Source organism: Arthrobacter sp. BGA-UO-ETr-C19 (genome assembly GCF_059568005.1).
In genome coordinates this window covers 494375-510809 of the sequence record NZ_JCAQPC010000023.1, presented here as the reverse complement: position 1 = coordinate 510809, position 16435 = coordinate 494375, and the positions used below count along the sequence as shown (strand labels likewise).

14 protein-coding genes are annotated in these 16435 nt (G+C 69.0%); 5 read left to right on the top strand and 9 right to left on the bottom strand.

Annotated features, from left to right (window positions below; all coding sequences use genetic code 11):
- Nucleotides 1-11 precede the first annotated feature (11 nt).
- The 9 genes from AC57BR_RS18435 to AC57BR_RS18395 all read right to left on the bottom strand — a co-directional run bounded on the left by AC57BR_RS18435 (nucleotide 12) and on the right by AC57BR_RS18395 (nucleotide 10475).
- Nucleotides 12-344 carry an ArsR/SmtB family transcription factor gene (locus tag AC57BR_RS18435; RefSeq protein WP_496363163.1) on the bottom strand — a complete coding sequence of 111 codons (333 nt, stop codon included), beginning with the start codon at nucleotides 342-344 and terminating at the stop codon, nucleotides 12-14.
- A gap of 63 nt (nucleotides 345-407) precedes the next feature.
- Nucleotides 408-2267: an FAD-dependent oxidoreductase gene (locus tag AC57BR_RS18430; protein WP_496363161.1), complete on the bottom strand. Its 1860-nt coding sequence runs from the start codon at nucleotides 2265-2267 to the stop codon at nucleotides 408-410.
- A gap of 20 nt (nucleotides 2268-2287) precedes the next feature.
- Nucleotides 2288-3145 carry an aldo/keto reductase gene (locus AC57BR_RS18425; protein ID WP_496363159.1) on the bottom strand — a complete coding sequence of 286 codons (858 nt, stop codon included), beginning with the start codon at nucleotides 3143-3145 and terminating at the stop codon, nucleotides 2288-2290.
- Nucleotides 3142-3990 (bottom strand): sugar phosphate isomerase/epimerase family protein, encoded by an 849-nt coding sequence (locus AC57BR_RS18420; RefSeq protein WP_496363157.1) that lies wholly within the window; start codon nucleotides 3988-3990, stop codon nucleotides 3142-3144. The genes AC57BR_RS18425 and AC57BR_RS18420 overlap by 4 nt, the downstream gene beginning before the upstream one ends.
- Nucleotides 3987-6116: an oxidoreductase gene (locus AC57BR_RS18415; protein WP_496363155.1), complete on the bottom strand. Its 2130-nt coding sequence runs from the start codon at nucleotides 6114-6116 to the stop codon at nucleotides 3987-3989. The genes AC57BR_RS18420 and AC57BR_RS18415 overlap by 4 nt, the downstream gene beginning before the upstream one ends.
- Before the next feature lie 3 nt (nucleotides 6117-6119).
- The gene (locus AC57BR_RS18410; RefSeq protein WP_496363153.1) at nucleotides 6120-7271 is read right to left on the bottom strand and encodes a Gfo/Idh/MocA family protein; all 1152 of its coding nucleotides are present in this window, start codon (nucleotides 7269-7271) and stop codon (nucleotides 6120-6122) included.
- 60 nt (nucleotides 7272-7331) lie between these two features.
- Nucleotides 7332-8702 carry an MFS transporter gene (locus AC57BR_RS18405; protein ID WP_496363151.1) on the bottom strand — a complete coding sequence of 457 codons (1371 nt, stop codon included), beginning with the start codon at nucleotides 8700-8702 and terminating at the stop codon, nucleotides 7332-7334.
- A 190-nt stretch (nucleotides 8703-8892) separates the two neighbouring features.
- Nucleotides 8893-9690: an IclR family transcriptional regulator gene (locus AC57BR_RS18400; RefSeq protein WP_496363149.1), complete on the bottom strand. Its 798-nt coding sequence runs from the start codon at nucleotides 9688-9690 to the stop codon at nucleotides 8893-8895.
- Nucleotides 9690-10475, bottom strand: a complete 786-nt coding sequence (locus tag AC57BR_RS18395; protein WP_496363147.1) for an IclR family transcriptional regulator domain-containing protein — start codon at nucleotides 10473-10475, stop codon at nucleotides 9690-9692. The genes AC57BR_RS18400 and AC57BR_RS18395 overlap by 1 nt, the downstream gene beginning before the upstream one ends.
- Nucleotides 10476-10715: 240 nt before the next feature.
- On the opposite strand from AC57BR_RS18395, the gene AC57BR_RS18390 reads away from it, so the two are divergent.
- The 5 genes from AC57BR_RS18390 (at nucleotide 10716) to AC57BR_RS18370 (ending at nucleotide 16275) form a co-directional block, all read left to right on the top strand.
- Complete coding sequence (locus tag AC57BR_RS18390) at nucleotides 10716-12044, top strand: MFS transporter (RefSeq protein ID WP_496363145.1); 1329 nt, start codon at nucleotides 10716-10718, stop codon at nucleotides 12042-12044.
- A 111-nt stretch (nucleotides 12045-12155) separates the two neighbouring features.
- Nucleotides 12156-13052: a LysR family transcriptional regulator gene (locus tag AC57BR_RS18385; protein ID WP_496363143.1), complete on the top strand. Its 897-nt coding sequence runs from the start codon at nucleotides 12156-12158 to the stop codon at nucleotides 13050-13052.
- A gap of 173 nt (nucleotides 13053-13225) precedes the next feature.
- Entirely contained in the window at nucleotides 13226-13528 is a 303-nt protein-coding gene (locus tag AC57BR_RS18380; RefSeq protein ID WP_496363141.1) for a YciI family protein, read from the top strand.
- A gap of 9 nt (nucleotides 13529-13537) precedes the next feature.
- Entirely contained in the window at nucleotides 13538-14623 is a 1086-nt protein-coding gene (locus tag AC57BR_RS18375; RefSeq protein ID WP_496363139.1) for an alcohol dehydrogenase catalytic domain-containing protein, read from the top strand.
- Nucleotides 14620-16275: an FAD-dependent oxidoreductase gene (locus AC57BR_RS18370; RefSeq protein WP_496363137.1), complete on the top strand. Its 1656-nt coding sequence runs from the start codon at nucleotides 14620-14622 to the stop codon at nucleotides 16273-16275. The genes AC57BR_RS18375 and AC57BR_RS18370 overlap by 4 nt, the downstream gene beginning before the upstream one ends.
- The last annotated feature ends 160 nt before the right edge of the window (nucleotides 16276-16435 follow it).

Genomic DNA, 16435 nt, shown 5'->3' with positions numbered 1-16435 from the left:
CCGGACCCTTCCTATTCTTCAGCGAGGATGTCTGCCATCCGGGCGACGCGCTGCCGCCAGATCGCCTCGTACTCGTCAAGCAGCCGGCGGGCTTTCTCCAGGCCTTCGTGGTTGCCCCGCACGATCTGCTCCCTTCCGCGCTTCTCCTTGGTGACCAGGGAGGCGCGCTCCAACACCGCCACGTGCTTTTGAACGGCGGCAAAACTCATGGCGTAGAGGGCCGCCAGGCCGGTCACCGAGTACTCGCCCACCGTCACTCGGCGCATGATGTCCCGCCGGGTGGTGTCCGCGAACGCCTGGAAGAGGCGGTCGAGTTCGGCATCGCTAAGCTGATCTACAACCATTTGGTTGTAGGATATGGCCGCCGGGGGAAGGGTGTCAATGGCCTTGGCCCGGCAGGCTGCCGCTCACAGTGCCCCCACCCCAGAGTCCGCGGGCATGGTCCCGTCGTCCTCGTACTCCGCGGCGCCGGCCAGGTCGCGGCCGGCAACGTATCCGAACGCCAGAGCCGGGCCGAGGTTGATGCCGCCGGCCGGATAATGGCCGCCCATCACGCTGGCCTGGTCATTGCCGGCGACGTACAGCCCCGGGATGGGCCGGCCGCCGTCGTCCAGGGCCCGCGAGCGCCCGTCCACGTCAAGCCCGGCGAACGTGCCAAAACTGCCCGGCACCACCCGCACGGCATAGAACGGGCCTTTCTCGATGGGGCCCAGCGACGGGTTCGGCTCCACAGACGAGTCGCCGCCGTAGCGGTTGAAGGGCGTGGAGCCGCGGCCGAAGTCCGGGTCCGCGCCTGCGGCGGCGTTGCGGTTGAACCGCTCCACGGTGTCCTTCAGCCCGGCGGGGTCGATGCCGCACCGCCTCGCGAGTTCTTCGATTGTGCGGCCCTTCTTCAGGTAGCCGGAGCGCAGGTAGGGGAAGAGCGGCACGGGCAGCGGCTTGGCCATGCCCAGCGGGAAGCGGCGCACAAAGCGGGAATCGGCGATCTGCCAGGCCTCCGCCTGCTCCCCCGCCGGCGTCGCCTCCAGCATCGCCGCCACGTAGTCGTAGTACCCGTTGGCCTCGTTGACGAACCGCTTCCCGCTGCGCAGGACGCCGATGCTGCCGGGCTTGGCGCGGTCCATGATGTGCGGGAACGTGCCGGTGCGGCCGCTGCGGTACGGCACCAGCGACACCGGGCACCACGCGGCCCCGGATTTCACGTCGGTCCGGAAGCGGGCACCCACCTGCTGGCCCAGGCTGATGCCGTCGCCGCTGGCCTCCGCAGGCGCCAGCGTCCAGTGTTCGCGCCCGGTGGGCGTGTGCGGGAACAACTCCTTCCGGCGCTCCACGTCCTGCGGGAACCCGCCGGCGGCCAGGACCACCCCGCGTGCGGCGTTGATCCGCAGCTCCCCTTCCGGGGTTCCGACGACGGCGCCCGTCACCTTGCCTGCCCCGTCGGTCAGCAGGCGGCGGGCCGGTGTGGAGACGCGGATGTCCACGCCAAAGCGATCTGCCGACTGCAGCAGCCGGCCGGTCAGGGCCGTGCCGTTGACCAGCTGCATGTTGCGCCGGTGCGTCAGCAGGTCCAGGATGTGCAGGCCAAAGCGCCAGCCTGCATGGATGAGTCCACGGGGATTGCCCCGGGACGCGGAAAGGAATTTGGCCAGGTCCGGTCCGGCCATGATGCCCATTCCCAGGAACGAGGTTTCATACAGCTGGTGCCGGAGCCTGGCGCGCACCTCCGGACGGATCCGCCGGGCGTTCATCGGCTTGGGCCCCACGGAGCGGTGCCCGGTCCCGGCGCCGGCAAGCCAGCCATAGATGTCGTTGATCCTGGCACCCGGCACGAACTGCAGCGCCGTCTTCTCGTGGAAGAAGCCCACCATGTGCGGCACCGCCTCCAGGAACGCGTCCACCCTGTCGGCCTGGTAGTCGGCCCCCAGGACACCGCGCAGGTAAGTGCGGAAGGTCTCCTTGTCCTCACTGACGCCGGCTGCCCTGGCCAGCGGATTGCCCGGCGCCCAGGCCCAGCCACCCGACCATGCCGTGGCGCCCCCGCACACGTCCGCCTTTTCCACCACCACAACCTTCAGCCCGTGGTAGGCGGCCGTCACGGCGGCGGCCAGGCCGCCCGCGCCGGAGCCCACCACCAGGACGTCGCAGTTTAAAATGTCGGGGTTCGGGGTGTCGGGGTTCGGGGTGTCGGGGTTCGGGGTGTCGGGGCTTGCGGGCGGCACACCGTCTCCGGCCGGGGAAGGGGTTGTTGCATCAGTCGGAAAAGTCATTTCTTGCTCCAGTGCTTCTTTCAGTGTCCGAATTCGTCAGAGTCCAGCCGCGGCGGTGCGCCTGTTTCCAGGGCATCGATGCCGGCCATTTCCGCCTCGGTAAGGGCAAAGCCGAAGACGTCGAGGTTTTCGCGCTGCCGCCGGTCGTCGGCGGATTTGGGGATGGCCACCCTGCCGGACTGGACCTGCCAGCGGAGCACCACCTGCGCCGGTGTCTTGCCGTATTCCTCGGCGGGACCGGTGACGGCAGCGGCGGAGAGGAAGCTGCCATTGCGACCCAGCGGGCTGTAGGCAGCGGTGGCAATGCCGTGCCCACGGTGGAAGGCCAGCTGGTCCGGCTGCTGGTGTTCGGGATCGATCTGCACCTGGTTGATGGGAATTTCCAGGCCTGCCGCCTGCAGCTCCCGCAGGTGGGCCGGCTTGAAGTTGGAAACACCCCAGCACCTGATCAGCCCCTCCTCGGCCAGCCGGGTGAGCCCCTCCGCTGCCTCGACAAACCGGCCCTGGGCAGGATTCGGCCAGTGGATCAGGAAGAGGTCCAGATACCCGGTGCCAAGCCGGCGGGTTGCCGCACCGAAGGCCTCGCGCACACCGGCTCTGCCGTGCCACTGCCTGTTGAATTTGGTGGTGAGGAACAGGTCCCCGCGGGCGATGCCGCTGCGGCGGATCCCCTCCCCCACGGCTTCTTCGTTGCCGTAGTTTTCGGCGGTATCGATGTGCCGGTACCCGTTGGCGATGGCGCGGGCCACGGCGTCGGCGGCCGCCGCGCCGGTCATCGGCCAGGTGCCCAGGCCGATCAGGGGAATGACGACGCCGGGCGCCAGTTCCGCCGTCGTGCTCTCCTGTACTGCCTGGCTTTCCTGTACTTCCCTGCTCATTTGCTGCCTGCTTTCTGGAGGTTGTCCGCCGCCTGCAGCACGGTGTCGGCTGCGGCTTTGAGCTTCCCTGCCCAGCCCAGCTCTCCCAGCCGGGCGACCGTGCTGTCCGACGGAACCTCGACGCTGGCCGGAACATCCGCCGGGAAGGTGTTGACCAGGGCGGCCAGGTCGAAGCCGCCCTCGCCCGGAACACCGCGTTCCGAGCGGGACTCCGTCACCAGCGCCGCATGGCCGGCCGGACGCGCCACGGGCCCGTCGCACAGCTGCAGCAGCGGCACCAGGTCAAGGTTCGCCTCGAGGTCCCGCCATTGCGCGGACCCCGGGAGGGCCCCGAAGCGGTTCAGGTGGAGAGCGTCCACCATAATGTTGCAGCCCGCGGTGCGCGCCAGGGCCACCGCATCCGGGATGGAGTGCACCGCCTGGTAGGAGATGGGCTCGAGCGTGGGGGTGATGCCGTGGTTGCGGCCGTCCTCCGTCATGCGCGCCAGCGTGTCGGCGAGGCGTGCGGTGTCGGGGTCGGACGCGGCCACCGTCAGGGATGCCGCGCCGAGGGCCTGCCCGGCCTCCATCATGGCAAGCCACGCGTCGCGCTGGTCGGTTCCGTCCAGCAGCAGGAACTCGATGTCGCGGACCGTGACCCCGGTGTCGTCCATCCGGGCCAGGGTCTCCTTCAGCATCAGCGACCCCGGCTGCAGGTCATAGGGCCGCTCGGCGGGAGTGACGGGGCGGACGCGGGCACCGATAAAGTCGAAGCCGGCCTCAGCGGCGACCGACACCAGCTGTGGCGGGGCGGTGTTGAGGAGGGAGAGCTGGGCCAGGCCCAGTGGGCGGCGCGGTGCGCTCATGATGTTGCTCCGTTCATACTGAGTTCGACGGGTCGGGTGGGTCCGGCGGAGGCCGAGGGCTCGGCCTCAAGCATTGCGGGCTCGGCGGCAAGCGCTGCGGCGATGCGCTGCGCTGCGTCATAGCCGCTCTTCACCGCATGTGAGGCGATGGCCGGGGTGTGGTCCACCACCGTTCCGGCCAACGCGACCGGCACGCCGGCTTCACGGGCCAGGTCCGCCTCGCGGTCCTCCGCGGGGACGGAACCGTCCAGCGGCAGCACCGAACGGGACACCAGCAGGTTCCCCGGCGCGTCCAGCCACTCCGAGACGGTTCCGTCCCGTCCCGTTCCGGCAGGGGACGGGACAGCGATCCGGATCCGGCCGCCGTCGTATTCCTCGATCGTGGCACCCAGCCGGATCCGGACACGGGGATTCTGTTCCAGCCGGGGCACGGCAAGGATCTTTGCCCGCCGCCCGGATTCGGGAGCGAGGACCTCCTGCGGCCCCACCAGCAGCACGGCGGTGCCGCGGACCGCGAGGGTGTCGGCCAGGCTCATGGCCACGGAGTCCGCGCCCCAGATGGTCACGGCTTCCGGGACGTCGCCGAAGGCCGGCCCATCGAGGTGCAGCACCTTGGGGTGGGCGGCGAGCCAGTCGCGCACGTCTGCCACGCCGGGCAGGCCTGCGCCGGGGAAGCCTGCCCGGGGCCGGTTCCCGCCGGTGGCGAGCACGACGGCGTCGGCCCCGGTTTCCCGGACCAGCGCACCGACGTCGCGCGGATCCACCTGGCTGCCCAACCGGACATCAACACCCAACCGGTCGTTCTCGGCAGCGGACCAGTCGGTGAACCGGTGGAAATCCGGCGTCGACTTCATCCGTTCGGCGAGGGCGAACTGCCCGCCGAGCCGGGCGCCGTCGTCGAGGACGGTCACCTGCGCACCTGCCAGGGCAAGTTCCCGGGCGGCCGTGAGGCCCGCGGGGCCGGCACCCACCACTGTCACCCGGGCGCCCGGCCGCACCCCCGGCGTCGGAAGCGGGACCCGCGAGCGCCCGACCGCGGGGTTGACGGTGCACGTGACCTGCCCCTGGCCAAGGGTATCGATGCAGACGTTGCACGCGATGCAGGGACGGTACGCCTCGCCCCGCAGCAGGCCGCCCACAAAGGCCGGGTCCGCGTGGATGGCCCGTGCCAAACTGACGAAATCGCAGACGCCGTCGCCGAGGACCTCCTCGATGACGGCCGGCGAGTTAAGCCGCCCGGCCATGCCCAGCGGCAGCCCGAACCGGCGGTACGCCGCGGCGTAGTCCCGGAGCAGGCCGGGCTTCCATTCGCCGGGCTGCACAATCCATTCGCCGGCGTCGTAGCTGCCGGCGGACAAATCCAGGAAGTCCAGCTGCTCCAGGTGTGCCTTGGCCATGATCGCCACCTGGTCTTCGGCGCTGATGCCGTCCGCCGGGCCCTCGACGACGGACACCCGCACCCCGACGATGGCGTCCGGCGCGGCCTCCCGGACGGCGTCGATGACCAGGTTCAGGAAGTGCTCCGGGGCGGCGAACTCGTCCGTGCGGTGGTTGGAGATAGGGGACATGAACTGGTGGATCAGGTAGCCGTGCGCGCCGTGGATGTTGATCACGTCAAAGCCGGCCTCCACCGCTCGGCGGGCCGCCGCGGCGTAGGACGCCACGAGATCGTGGCATTCCCCGGCGGTCAGTTCCCGCGGCACCTCCCCGCCGGCCACCGCGCACGGCACCGGCGACGGCGCCACGTTCTTGTGCCCGGTCACCGCCGCCTGGGCGGTCCGGCCGCCGTGGTTAAGCTCGACGGCGGCCAGGGCACCTTCGGCGTGCAGCGCCTCGGTGAGCCTGCGCAGCCCGGGAATCATCGCGTCGGTGTGCAGGCCCAGCTGGTGCGTGCGGCCTTTGCCGTCGGCCCGCACGTACGTGGCTTCGGTGGTCACCAGTCCGAGGCCGGCCCTGGCCCGGGTGACGAGGTAGTCGATGTACTGCTCGGTGATGTGCCCATCGGTCGTCCCGTAGTTCCGTTCCATCGGGGCTGAGGCGAGCCGGTTGCGGAGGGTGCGCGGCGTGCGGCCGTTCCGGCCCAGGGTGAGCGGGCGGGCGGCGTGGCGGGTGTTGTGCTCCGTCATGGCCTAGCCTGCCGCTTCCGCCGGGACCCGGGTAACGACGTCGGCCGGTATTTCCACAGTGCGTGGAACCTCGGCGTCGGCGAACCGGACGGGCCGGCCGGTGCGCGAGGATTCGTAAACGGCCAGCAGGATGCGGAGGGATTTCAGCGCGTCCCTGCCGGTGATGGCGGGCTCGGTGCCGGCGTCCAAGGCCTGCACGAAGTCGCGGACCTGGCTGGTGTGGTGCGGAATCAGCTGGCCGTTGATGGTGGAGAGGTCAACGTTCGGCTCCACGCCCTCGGGATGGACGGGCTCCACGGTGATCCTCTCCCCCACGGCCCACAGGTCCAGCCTGCCGTCGCTGCCCTCCGGGAATTCCGTCAGCGACGCCGAGGCTCCCGTTTCGCCGGTGATCCTCAGCTGGATGCCGAGGTTGGGCGACACCACCGTCGAGGCCTCCAGCGTTGCCATGGCGCCGGAGGTGAAGGTGATGACCGCCGTGGCGGAGTCCTCCACCTCGATGTAGTCGCCGTGGCGGTAGGTATTCACCTTCCCGTAGACCTCCGCCACGTCGCCGAGGTACCACTGCAGCAGGTCGATCTGGTGGATGGCCTGCGTCATGAGCACGCCGCCGCCGTCGTTCTCCCAGGTGCCGCGCCAGGCGTCCCGGTTGTAGTACTCCGGCGCGCGGTGCAGCATCACGGAACACTGGGCCATGAGCGGCCGGCCCAGTGTTCCGTCGTCGATGGCGGAGCGTATCCGCTGCGCGGCCGGCCAGAAGCGGCGCTGGAACAGCGCCCCGAACTGCACGCGGGCCTCCTCGCACGCCTCCACCATGCGCTCCGCCGATGCGAGCCGGGTGGCAATCGGCTTTTCGCACAGCACATGGACCCCGGCGGCCGCGGCCTTGACCACCACCTCTTCATGGGTCGGATGGGGTGTGCAGACGGACACGATGTCCACGCCCAGCGCCAGGATCTCGTCCACGGTGTTCACCGCATGCGGCACGTCCCAGTCCCGGGCGGTGGCGCGTGCCCGGTCAAGGTCGATGTCGCACACGCCAACCACCTGGACGTTGTCCAAAGCCCCGAAGGCCTCGAGGTGGTTGCGGGAGATGGCGCCGCAGCCCACGATTCCGGCTCGGTACGTGCGGGGGGCGGTTGCTGACGGGGTCATGGTTCCAACTTTCATTCTGGGTGGGGCGGTGGCCGGGTTTCAGCGGGGCGGGGCCGGGTTTCAGTGGGAAGTGCGCCGCTGGCGCGGCAGGCCGAGCTCCTCGAGCGGGGTCTTATGGGTTTCGCGGGCCGTGGCGATGGCGATCGCGGAGACTGCCAGGCAGGCCACGGTGAAGACCGCCACCGGGACCCAGCCGCCGGGTCCCGGCTGGGCCAGGACGGTGGCGATGGCGGGGGCGAACCCGGTGAGGATCAGGCCCACCTGGCTGCCGATGGCCATCCCGGAGTAGCGGACCAGCGCCGGGAACATCTCAGGGAAGAAGACGGTCCACACGCCGTTCCAGCAGGAGTAGAAGACGGACATGTTCAGGAATCCGAAGACGAAGATCAGGGCGATGTTGTGCTCGCTGATGGCCCAGAAGTATCCGAACGAGGTGACGGCGCAGCCGAGGGAGCCCACCAGGAGCACCTTCTTGCGGCCGATCCGGTCCGAGATGATGCCGGCCAGCGGGATGGTGAACATGGACAGGCCGATGGTGAGTGCGTTGACCGTGAGCATCAGGGTCCGGTCCAGTCCAATGCCCTTGCCGGTGGCGTAGGCCAGCGCGTACACAGTGAAGGTGGTCTGCATGACGGAAAACAGCATCACCAGGGCCACGCGTAGGACGTCGCGCCACTGGGTTTTCAGCACCTCGGCCGCCGGGATGCCCTTGGGCTTCTTCGCTTCCACGGTCTCCTCGAACACGGGCGGCTCCTCGAGCCGGGTGCGGATCCAGTAGGCGACCAGCAGCACCACGGCGGACAGCCAGAACGGGACGCGCCAGCCCCAGCCGAGCAACTGCTCCTCGGGGAGGGCAGCGAGCGGGATGAACACCACTGTGGAGAGCACCATGCCGGACGCGTAGCCGGTCATCACGAAGCTGGTGAAGAAGCCGCGGCGTCCTTCCGGGGAGTGTTCCATGGTCAGGGTGGACGCACCCGCGGCCTCGGCGCCGGCGGAGAATCCCTGCGCCAGCCGGCCCACCAGCAGGAGCGCCGTGGCCCAGTAGCCGACCTGGTTATAGGTGGGCAGGAAGCCGATGCCGATGGAGGCCACACCCATGATCACCAGCGTGATCATCAGCGCCTGCTTGCGGCCGATCCTGTCCCCGAAGTGGCTCATGATGACGCCGCCGAGGGGCCGTGCCAGATAGCCGACGCCGAACGTGGCCATCGCGCCGAGCAGGGCAACCACGGGGTCTCCGCCGGGGAAGAAGATCCTCGGGAACACCAGCGCTGCTGCCGTGCCGTAGATGAAGAAGTCGTAGTACTCCAGCGTGGATCCAAGGAAGGAAGCCAGTGCGGCCTTCCGCGGGGTCTTCGCCGGGAGGCTGGCCGCGTCTTCCAGGACGGCGGTCTGTGCTGCGGGTGTTGGGGGCTGGACGTGTCCCATAGGTTCTCCTCATTGAGTTTCCAGGGCGGCCGCCACCGAAGTTGGTGGGGCCAAAGTGGTGAGCGTGCACCGTGTCCGGTGGCTGTCGCTCTGGAGGAAAACACTAGGAGCAGGGAAAAGCGCCGCGGCGAAACTTCCCATTCAACGGGACGTTGACTGTCCCGGGGCCCGGGGGGGGAAAAGCGTCAGGTCAGGTTCCCTGAAGCCAGGGCCGCGTGCCGTACGGACGGCGCTCTGCGCCCATCATCCGGGACAAACCGCGGCCCGCGGCCACCAGGACGGGAAGAACCACCTTGGGGTCCTCATCCGCCGTCGGAATTACGACGGCGATCGCCCCGATCACGCTGTTGCCCTCGCCAAAGACGGGGACGGAGTAGGCGGTGTTTTCCTCCACCAGCACGCCCGCCATGCGGACGTAGCCGCGTTCCCGGATCAGGGCGAGCTGGGCGCGCAGGCGCACCGGGTCGGTCTCCGTGGCAGCCGTGGTTTTCTCCAGCGGCCCGGCCAGGAACCGTTCCTGCACGTCGCGCGGCATGTGCGCCATCATGGCCATGCCGGACGACGTGTTGTGGATCAGGAGCCGGCCGGCCACCGCGGCAAGATTGGTGGCGGTGCCATGCCGGTCCAGCTGTTCCAGGTAGAGCACGGTGCCGGAACCGACGTCGGGAATGGAGAGCGAAACCTGTTCCCGGACGGCGGCGTGGACACCTTCCAGGAACGGCAGGCCCCGGCGTCGGAATTCCTCAAGCGGATTGCTGCGGGATGCCAGTTCCCACATCTTCATGCCGACGCCGTAGTCGCCCGCCTCGCTGCGGTTCAGCAGCCCACTGTCCACCAGGTCGTTGGCCAGCCGGTGGGCGGTGCTGCTGGACATGCCCGTGGCGCGCACCAGTTCGCTCAGCGACATCCGCGGCCGGCCCTTCGAAAAGGCATCCAGGATCTTCACCACGCGCTGGATGACGGATTCGCCGGAGGGCGAGTTGGCCATCAGGCCCGCCGCAGCCCGGACGCATCCCCGCCATAGTCCAGGCCGATCTGCCGGGCAGCCTCCTGCAGGCGCGGCACCACGGACTTTTCAATGTCCTCGGCGGGCGAGCGGTGGGTCTGCAGGGAGACGTTGACGGCCGCCACCACGTCATGGCCGCGGCACACCGGTACAGCCACGCCGCGCAGCCCCTCCTCGAGTTCCTGTGACACGATGGCCCACCCCCTTGACCTGGCACGGTCAATTTCCGTCCGCAGCTGGTCGAGGCTTGCGATCGAGTGTTCGGTCAGCTTCTGCAGCCGGACGGTTTCAAAGTAGGCCTGCAGATCCGTGTCGGTCAGGGCCCCCAGCAGCACGCGCCCCATGGAGGTGGCCCAGGCCGGGAACCTGGTGCCCACGGTGATGGTCACGCTGAGCAGCCGGGGCGAGGGCACGCAGGCGACATACACGACGTCTGCGCCGTCCAGAATGCAGAGGGAGGTGGTCTCGTTCAGCTCGGCGGCAAGCGTCTTCAGGTGCCGGTCCGCGATGGCCGGAAGCTCGAGGTTGGCCAGGAAGGACCGTCCGATGTCCAGCGAGCGCGCGGTCAGCTCGAAGTGCGCCCCGTCCGCACGCAGGTACCCGAGGTCGGCAAGGGTGAGGAGGAACCGCCGGGCGGAAGCCCTGGTGGTATCCGCCGCCGCGGCCACCTGGGACACCGTCAACCGGGGAGTGTTCGGGGTGAAGGCCCGGAGCACGTCGAACGCTTTTTCGACCGATTTCACGAAGTAGGCCGGCTGTTCGTCCATGAGCTCCCTGCATCTCCCGGCAACCTCCAGCGATGACCGCTCAGACGTGTGGAAGCCGCACTGTTCCTGACGTACCAAGAATACGGTCCGCCGCCCGGCAGGGCGCAGGGCAACAAAAACGGATTGTGAGTCACTTCACTCTGCGCTATCCTTTTTCTAGTCGCATATCGCACGCCTGTTCGCGATACGCACAAATCAACGATCCGGACCCCGTCTTTCAGTGCGGAAGGACCCCCTGCAATGACCGATCTCGCCCCCACTCAGACCGCTGAGGCGAAGCAGTACCAGTTGAAGCGCGCCAAGAAGGCCGCCCTCGCCGCCTTCCTCGGCGGCGCGCTGGAGTACTACGACTTCTTCATCTACGCCACCGCGGCGTCGCTGGTCTTCTCCAAGATCTTCTTCCCCTCGGGCGATCCCACCGTCGCCCTCATCGCCTCGTTTGCCACCTTCGGCGTGGCCTACGTGGCGCGCCCCTTCGGCGCCGTCGTCTTCGGCCACCTGGGGGACAAGATCGGCCGCAAGAACACCCTCGTCCTGACCCTGGTGCTCATGGGATCGGCCACGTTCCTAATCGGTGCCCTCCCGGACTTCAGCGCCGCCGGCTACTGGGCGCCCGCCCTGCTGGTGGTCCTGCGGCTCATGCAGGGTCTCTCCGCCGGCGCGGAAACCGCCGGAGCCTCCGCCCTGTCCACCGAGGAGGCTCCGGAAGGCCGCCGCGGCTTCTTCGCCAGCTTCGCCATGAGCGGCATCTCCGCCGGCATCGTCCTGGCCTCCCTGGCCTTCCTCCCCGTGGCCGCCATGAGCGAGGCGGACCGCCTCGCCTGGGGCTGGCGCATCCCGTTCTGGCTGTCCCTCCTGGTGCTGGTGGTCGCGTACCTGGTCCGGCGCTCCCTCGAGGAGCCCGAGGTCTTCGAGGAAAAGCACGACCACGGCGAACTGGTGAAGCTCCCCTTCGCAAAGATGTTCAAGACGCACCCGGCGCAGTTCTTCCAGGTTGCCCTGATGTCCTTCGAAACCGTCACCAACACGTTCATGCAGTCCTTCGGCCTGGCCTACGCCGTGTCCGTCGGAGTCCCGGCATCGACCATGCTGTGGGTGAGTATCGTAGGCAACGTCATCGCCATGTTCAGCCAGCCGCTGCTGGCACGGCTCTCGGACAAGTTCGGCCGGCGCCCGGTGTTCATCGCCGGCGTCCTGGGATCCGGGCTGATGATCTTCGTGTACTTCTCCGTCATCTCCACGGGCAACATCCCGATGATCTTCCTCGCCAGCACCGTGATCACCGCCGGCACGTACTCGATGTCCAACGCGATCTACCCGGCCTGGTTCTCCGAGCTGTTCAACGTCAAGGTCCGCTACTCGGGCATGGCCATCGGCCTTCAGGTCGGCATCCTCTGCGCCGGCTTCACGCCGCTGCTGGGTACCGCGCTGGTCGGCGCCGACAAGGCCAACTGGGGCCCCGCCGCCTGGATCGTCGCGGCATCGTCCCTGCTGGCTGTGGCAGGTGCATACTGGGCCCGCGAAACCCACAAGACACCGCTGCGGCAGCTGGGCAACCCGGTCCGCTAGCACAAATCCGTAGCGCGAACTGGCAGATAATGCCCTCAAGTTACCGATTTGAGGGCATTATCTGCCTTTTCGTGGGATAGTTCTGCCGTCCGAGGGCACAGGAGGAACTGGATGGAGCTTCGGCAGATCGAGGCGTTCCTTGCCGTGGCCGAGGAACTGCACTTCGGCCGGGCAGCGCACCGCCTCCGCATGGCCCAGTCACCGCTGAGCCAGACCATCAGGAAGCTCGAGAAGGAGCTCGGCTCGGATCTGTTTGAGCGCAACACCCGTTCGGTGGCGCTAACGACGGCGGGTGTCGCTTTTCTGCCCCACGCCCGCCGGATCATCGACGAACTTGATCTCGCCCGCCGTTCCGCCGTCACCGAACCGGGCACGTTCTACGGCCGGCTCAGCATCGGCTTTTCCGGGGCGCTGAACCACCGGACCCTTCCCCCGCTGACGCGGGCGCTCCGCCACCGCTACCCGTCCCTGGACCTGACGCTCACCGGTGGCCTGCTGACCCAGGACGCCCTGCAGCAGCTCCGCAACGGTTCCCTGGACCTGGCCTTCGTCGGGCTGCCCCTGGACGCTGGCACGCTGTCCACCCGCACCGTCGCCCTCGAACAGCTGGGCGCCACCCTGCCGGTGGACCACCCGTTGGCCGAACGGCCGGCGGTCGGGCTCGCCGAACTGTCCGACGACGGTTTTGTCACCATGCGCACCGCGCAGGGATCCACGCTCCGCGAGGCCATCTTCTCCGCCTGCGCGGCCGCCGGGTTCCGGCCGAGGGTGGCACAGGAAGTCACGGATCCGTACACCGCGCTGTCACTGGTGGCCGGCGGCGTCGGAGTGAGCCTCATGCCCTCCTCCGTCGCGAGCATCATGCCGGGCGGCACCGTGTTCATCCCGCTGACCGGCACTGCTCCGCTGCTGGAATCGGGTCTTGCCTGGAACCCGGCCGGCATCTCCCCCGCCCTGGCACTCGCCCTGGCCGTCGCCGATGAAGTCCTCCCGACGCCGGCGGGCTGACCCGGTCTCCACTCGCTGGCACCCAGGCCGGCTGAGGCACCCAACCCGCCTCCGCCGTCGCACATTATGTGCTTTCCGCACATACTCATTGACCAAATAAGTGTTGGACGCGGCACAATCCCGATGGCCACGATGGAGGGAACATCCACCAGCTCAACGATGAGGACACACCCATGGGAACATTCGCCGTCACCTACGCCTACGCCGCCAACTCGACCGCCGGCCGGGACGAACACCGCCCCCGCCACGTGGAATTCCTGCAGGAGCAGTTCGACGGCGGCACGCTGGTGAAGAGCGGTCCGTTCGGGCCGGAGGAGGAACCGGGCGCGCTGCTGATCATCGAGGCTGACTCGAAAGCCGACGTCGAGGCCCTGATGGACCGGGACCCGTTCTATCTCAACGGGCTCGTGGAGCAGCGCAGCATCCGGCAGTGGAACGTCTTCTTTGGTGCCGACGCCGGCGCCAAGCGGAACTAGGTGCGCGCCATGCTGATCGCGCGCACCGTCGCCAGGGAGACCATCCGGTACGAGGAAGTTCCGGAGCCGGTCCTCGAGCCCGGCCATGCCCTGGTCCGCGTCCACAACGTCACCCTGTGCGGCACCGACCTGCACATCTGGGAGGACGACTATCCGGCCGGGCTGCCCGTCATCCAGGGCCATGAGTTCGCCGGCGTCGTCGAAGCCGTCGGAAACAACGACGCCGGCATCCGCACCGGTGACCGCGTTGCCGTCAGCCCGATGGTTTACTGCGGACAGTGCCGGCCGTGCCGCCTGGGCCGGTTCAACGTCTGCGAGAACATCGGCTGCATCGGCTGCTATTCGGACGGCGCGCTGGTGGAACTGCTCAGCGTTCCGGTGGAGAAGCTGTGCCCCGTGCCGGGCGGCCTGGAACTGGATCTCGCAGCAATGGCCGAGCCCGCGTCGATCGCCATGCAGGCGGTGAACCGGGGCCGGCCTGTGTCAGGGGAAACGGCCCTGGTGCTGGGCAGCGGTCCGATCGGTCTGCTCGCCACGCTGTACCTGACGGATCTGGGCGTGAACGTCGTTTGCGCCGACACCGAGCCGGACCGGCTGGCGCTGGCCTCCGTGTTCGGGGCCGTCGAGACGCTGCTGGTGGATCCCCGTGCGGACTTCCCTGGCGCGGACCAGGCCGTCCGGCTTGATGCGCTGACGGACTCGTCCGGGCCGGAGCTGGTCATTGAGGCCACCGGCGTTCCGTCCTCGCTGGAGACCGCCGTCCGCCTGGTGGCGAGCGCCGGACGGATCGTGCAGGTGGGGATTTCGGCGCGGACCGCGTCCGTCCCCATGAATGCCGTCCCGTTCAAGGAGATCGACCTGCTGGGCAGCCGGAACAGCCTGAATCTCATCCCGGCCGGGCTGGAGCTGCTGGCCCGGCACCGGGACCAGGCCCGCGCGCTGGTGACGCACCGCTTCGGCTTCGGGGACCTGCAGCAGGCCTTCGAACTGATGCGCAGCCGCACCGAACCGGTGGGCAAGATCGTGGTGGCCATGCCGGCCTCGCAGTCCGCCCACCCGGCGGGAACCGACGCGCTCACGGGAGTGCGGGCGTGAGCGGGATCGAAGCCGTGGGCAGCACGGCGCCAAGCCCGCTGCTCACCCCCGCCGGGAACATCTCGGGCACCTACGACGTGGTGGTCGCGGGCAGCGGTGCTGCCGGCCTGGTCGCCGCGATCCGGGCGGCCGACGCCGGGCTGAGGGTGCTGGTGGCCGAGAAGGCACCGCTGCTCGGCGGCACCACGGCGGCCGGGGGCGGTGTGATGTGGGCACCGAACAACCACCTGGCCCGGCAGGCCGGTTACCGGGACAGCCACGGGGACGGCGTCGCGTACCTCGCCGAGGCCGCCGGGCATGTGCTGAGCCGCGAGGAGGTGGAGTGGTACGTCAGCACTGTTCCACGCGCCGTCGCGTATCTCGACGCCGAAACCCGGCTTTCGCTGACGCCGATAGCCCGCCCGGACTACCACATGGAGTGGTCCGGCGCGGCCGACGGCGGACGCGGCCTGGACAACGGTGCCTTCGACCCGTCGGGGTACCCGGGCCTCGCTGAGGCGATCCGGCCGTCGTCGTATTTTCCGCTCCTGACCATGACGGAGCGCGACCAGCTCAACGGCCGGGCCGCGGATCCGGAGCTGCTGGCCCGGCGGGCCGCCACGGGCGTGCGGACCATGGGCGGCGCCCTGGTGGGGTCGCTGCTGGCGAGTGCGCTGGACCGCGGCGTGGAGATCGCAGTCTCCGCGCCGGTCGAGGAGCTGGGCCGCGATGGTGACAAGTGGACGGTGACCCTCGGCGGCGCAGCAGCCGGCAAAACTATCTCAGCGGCCGCCGTCGTGCTCGCTTCCGGCGGTTTCGAGTGGAACCCGCGGCTCCGCCAGGCGTTCCTGCCGTTTCCGGTGACGCCCATCAGCGCGCCGTCCAACGAGGGCGACGGCCTGGAGCTGGGGCTGAAGGCCGGCGCCGCGGTGGCCGACATGACCGCCATCTGGGGAGTGCCGGTAATTTCCGAGGCCGCGCACGAATACGACGGCGTTCGGTCCGGCCGGATGGGCAATGTGGAGATGACCCTCCCCGGCTCGATCACCGTGAATGCGGCCGGGAAGCGCTTCGTGAATGAGGCGCTGAACTACCACGACGCCTGCCGCGTGTTCGCGTCCGTTGACCCGCTGACCGGCCGCCAGCAGAACAACCCGGCGTGGCTCGTGTTCGACGCTGCGTATCTGGCGAAGTACCCGGTGGCCGGCTCGGCCGCGGGTTCTCCGGCCGTTTGGATGACGGCCGCGGATTCGCTGGAGGAGCTGGCCGGCAAGGTGGGGATCGATCCGGCCGGGCTGGCCGCCGCGGTGGCCCGGTTCAACGCCGACGCCTCGGAGGGGGTGGACACGGAGTTCCACCGGGGCGCCACGGCGCAGGACCGCTTCCTCGGCGACGCCGCCAACACCCCCAACCCGTGCCTGGCCCCGCTCGCGACGGCTCCGTTCTACGCCGTCCGGATTTCCGCCGGCGTGCTGGGAACCTCCGGCGGCCTGGACACCGACTTCAACGGCCGGGTCCTGGACCGGCACCGGCAGCCCATCCCGGGACTCTACGCAGCGGGCAACGTCTCCGCGGGAGTTTTCCGCAACAACTACCCCGGCGGCGGCGCAACCCTCGGCTCGGCCATCACCCGGGCCTTCGCAGTCGGAGAGCACCTCGCCGCAAACCTCTAGGCCGCGCACCTTGGAGTTTTTGTCCACTTGTCGCGACTTCCGGGGCGTTTAGCGCCCATTATCTGTACAAAAACTCCAGGCAAACGAAGGACGACGGCGGGACCACCCGCCGTCGTCCTTCTTGCGTTAGCGCCGTCCCCGGCAAACCGCAGGCCCATCC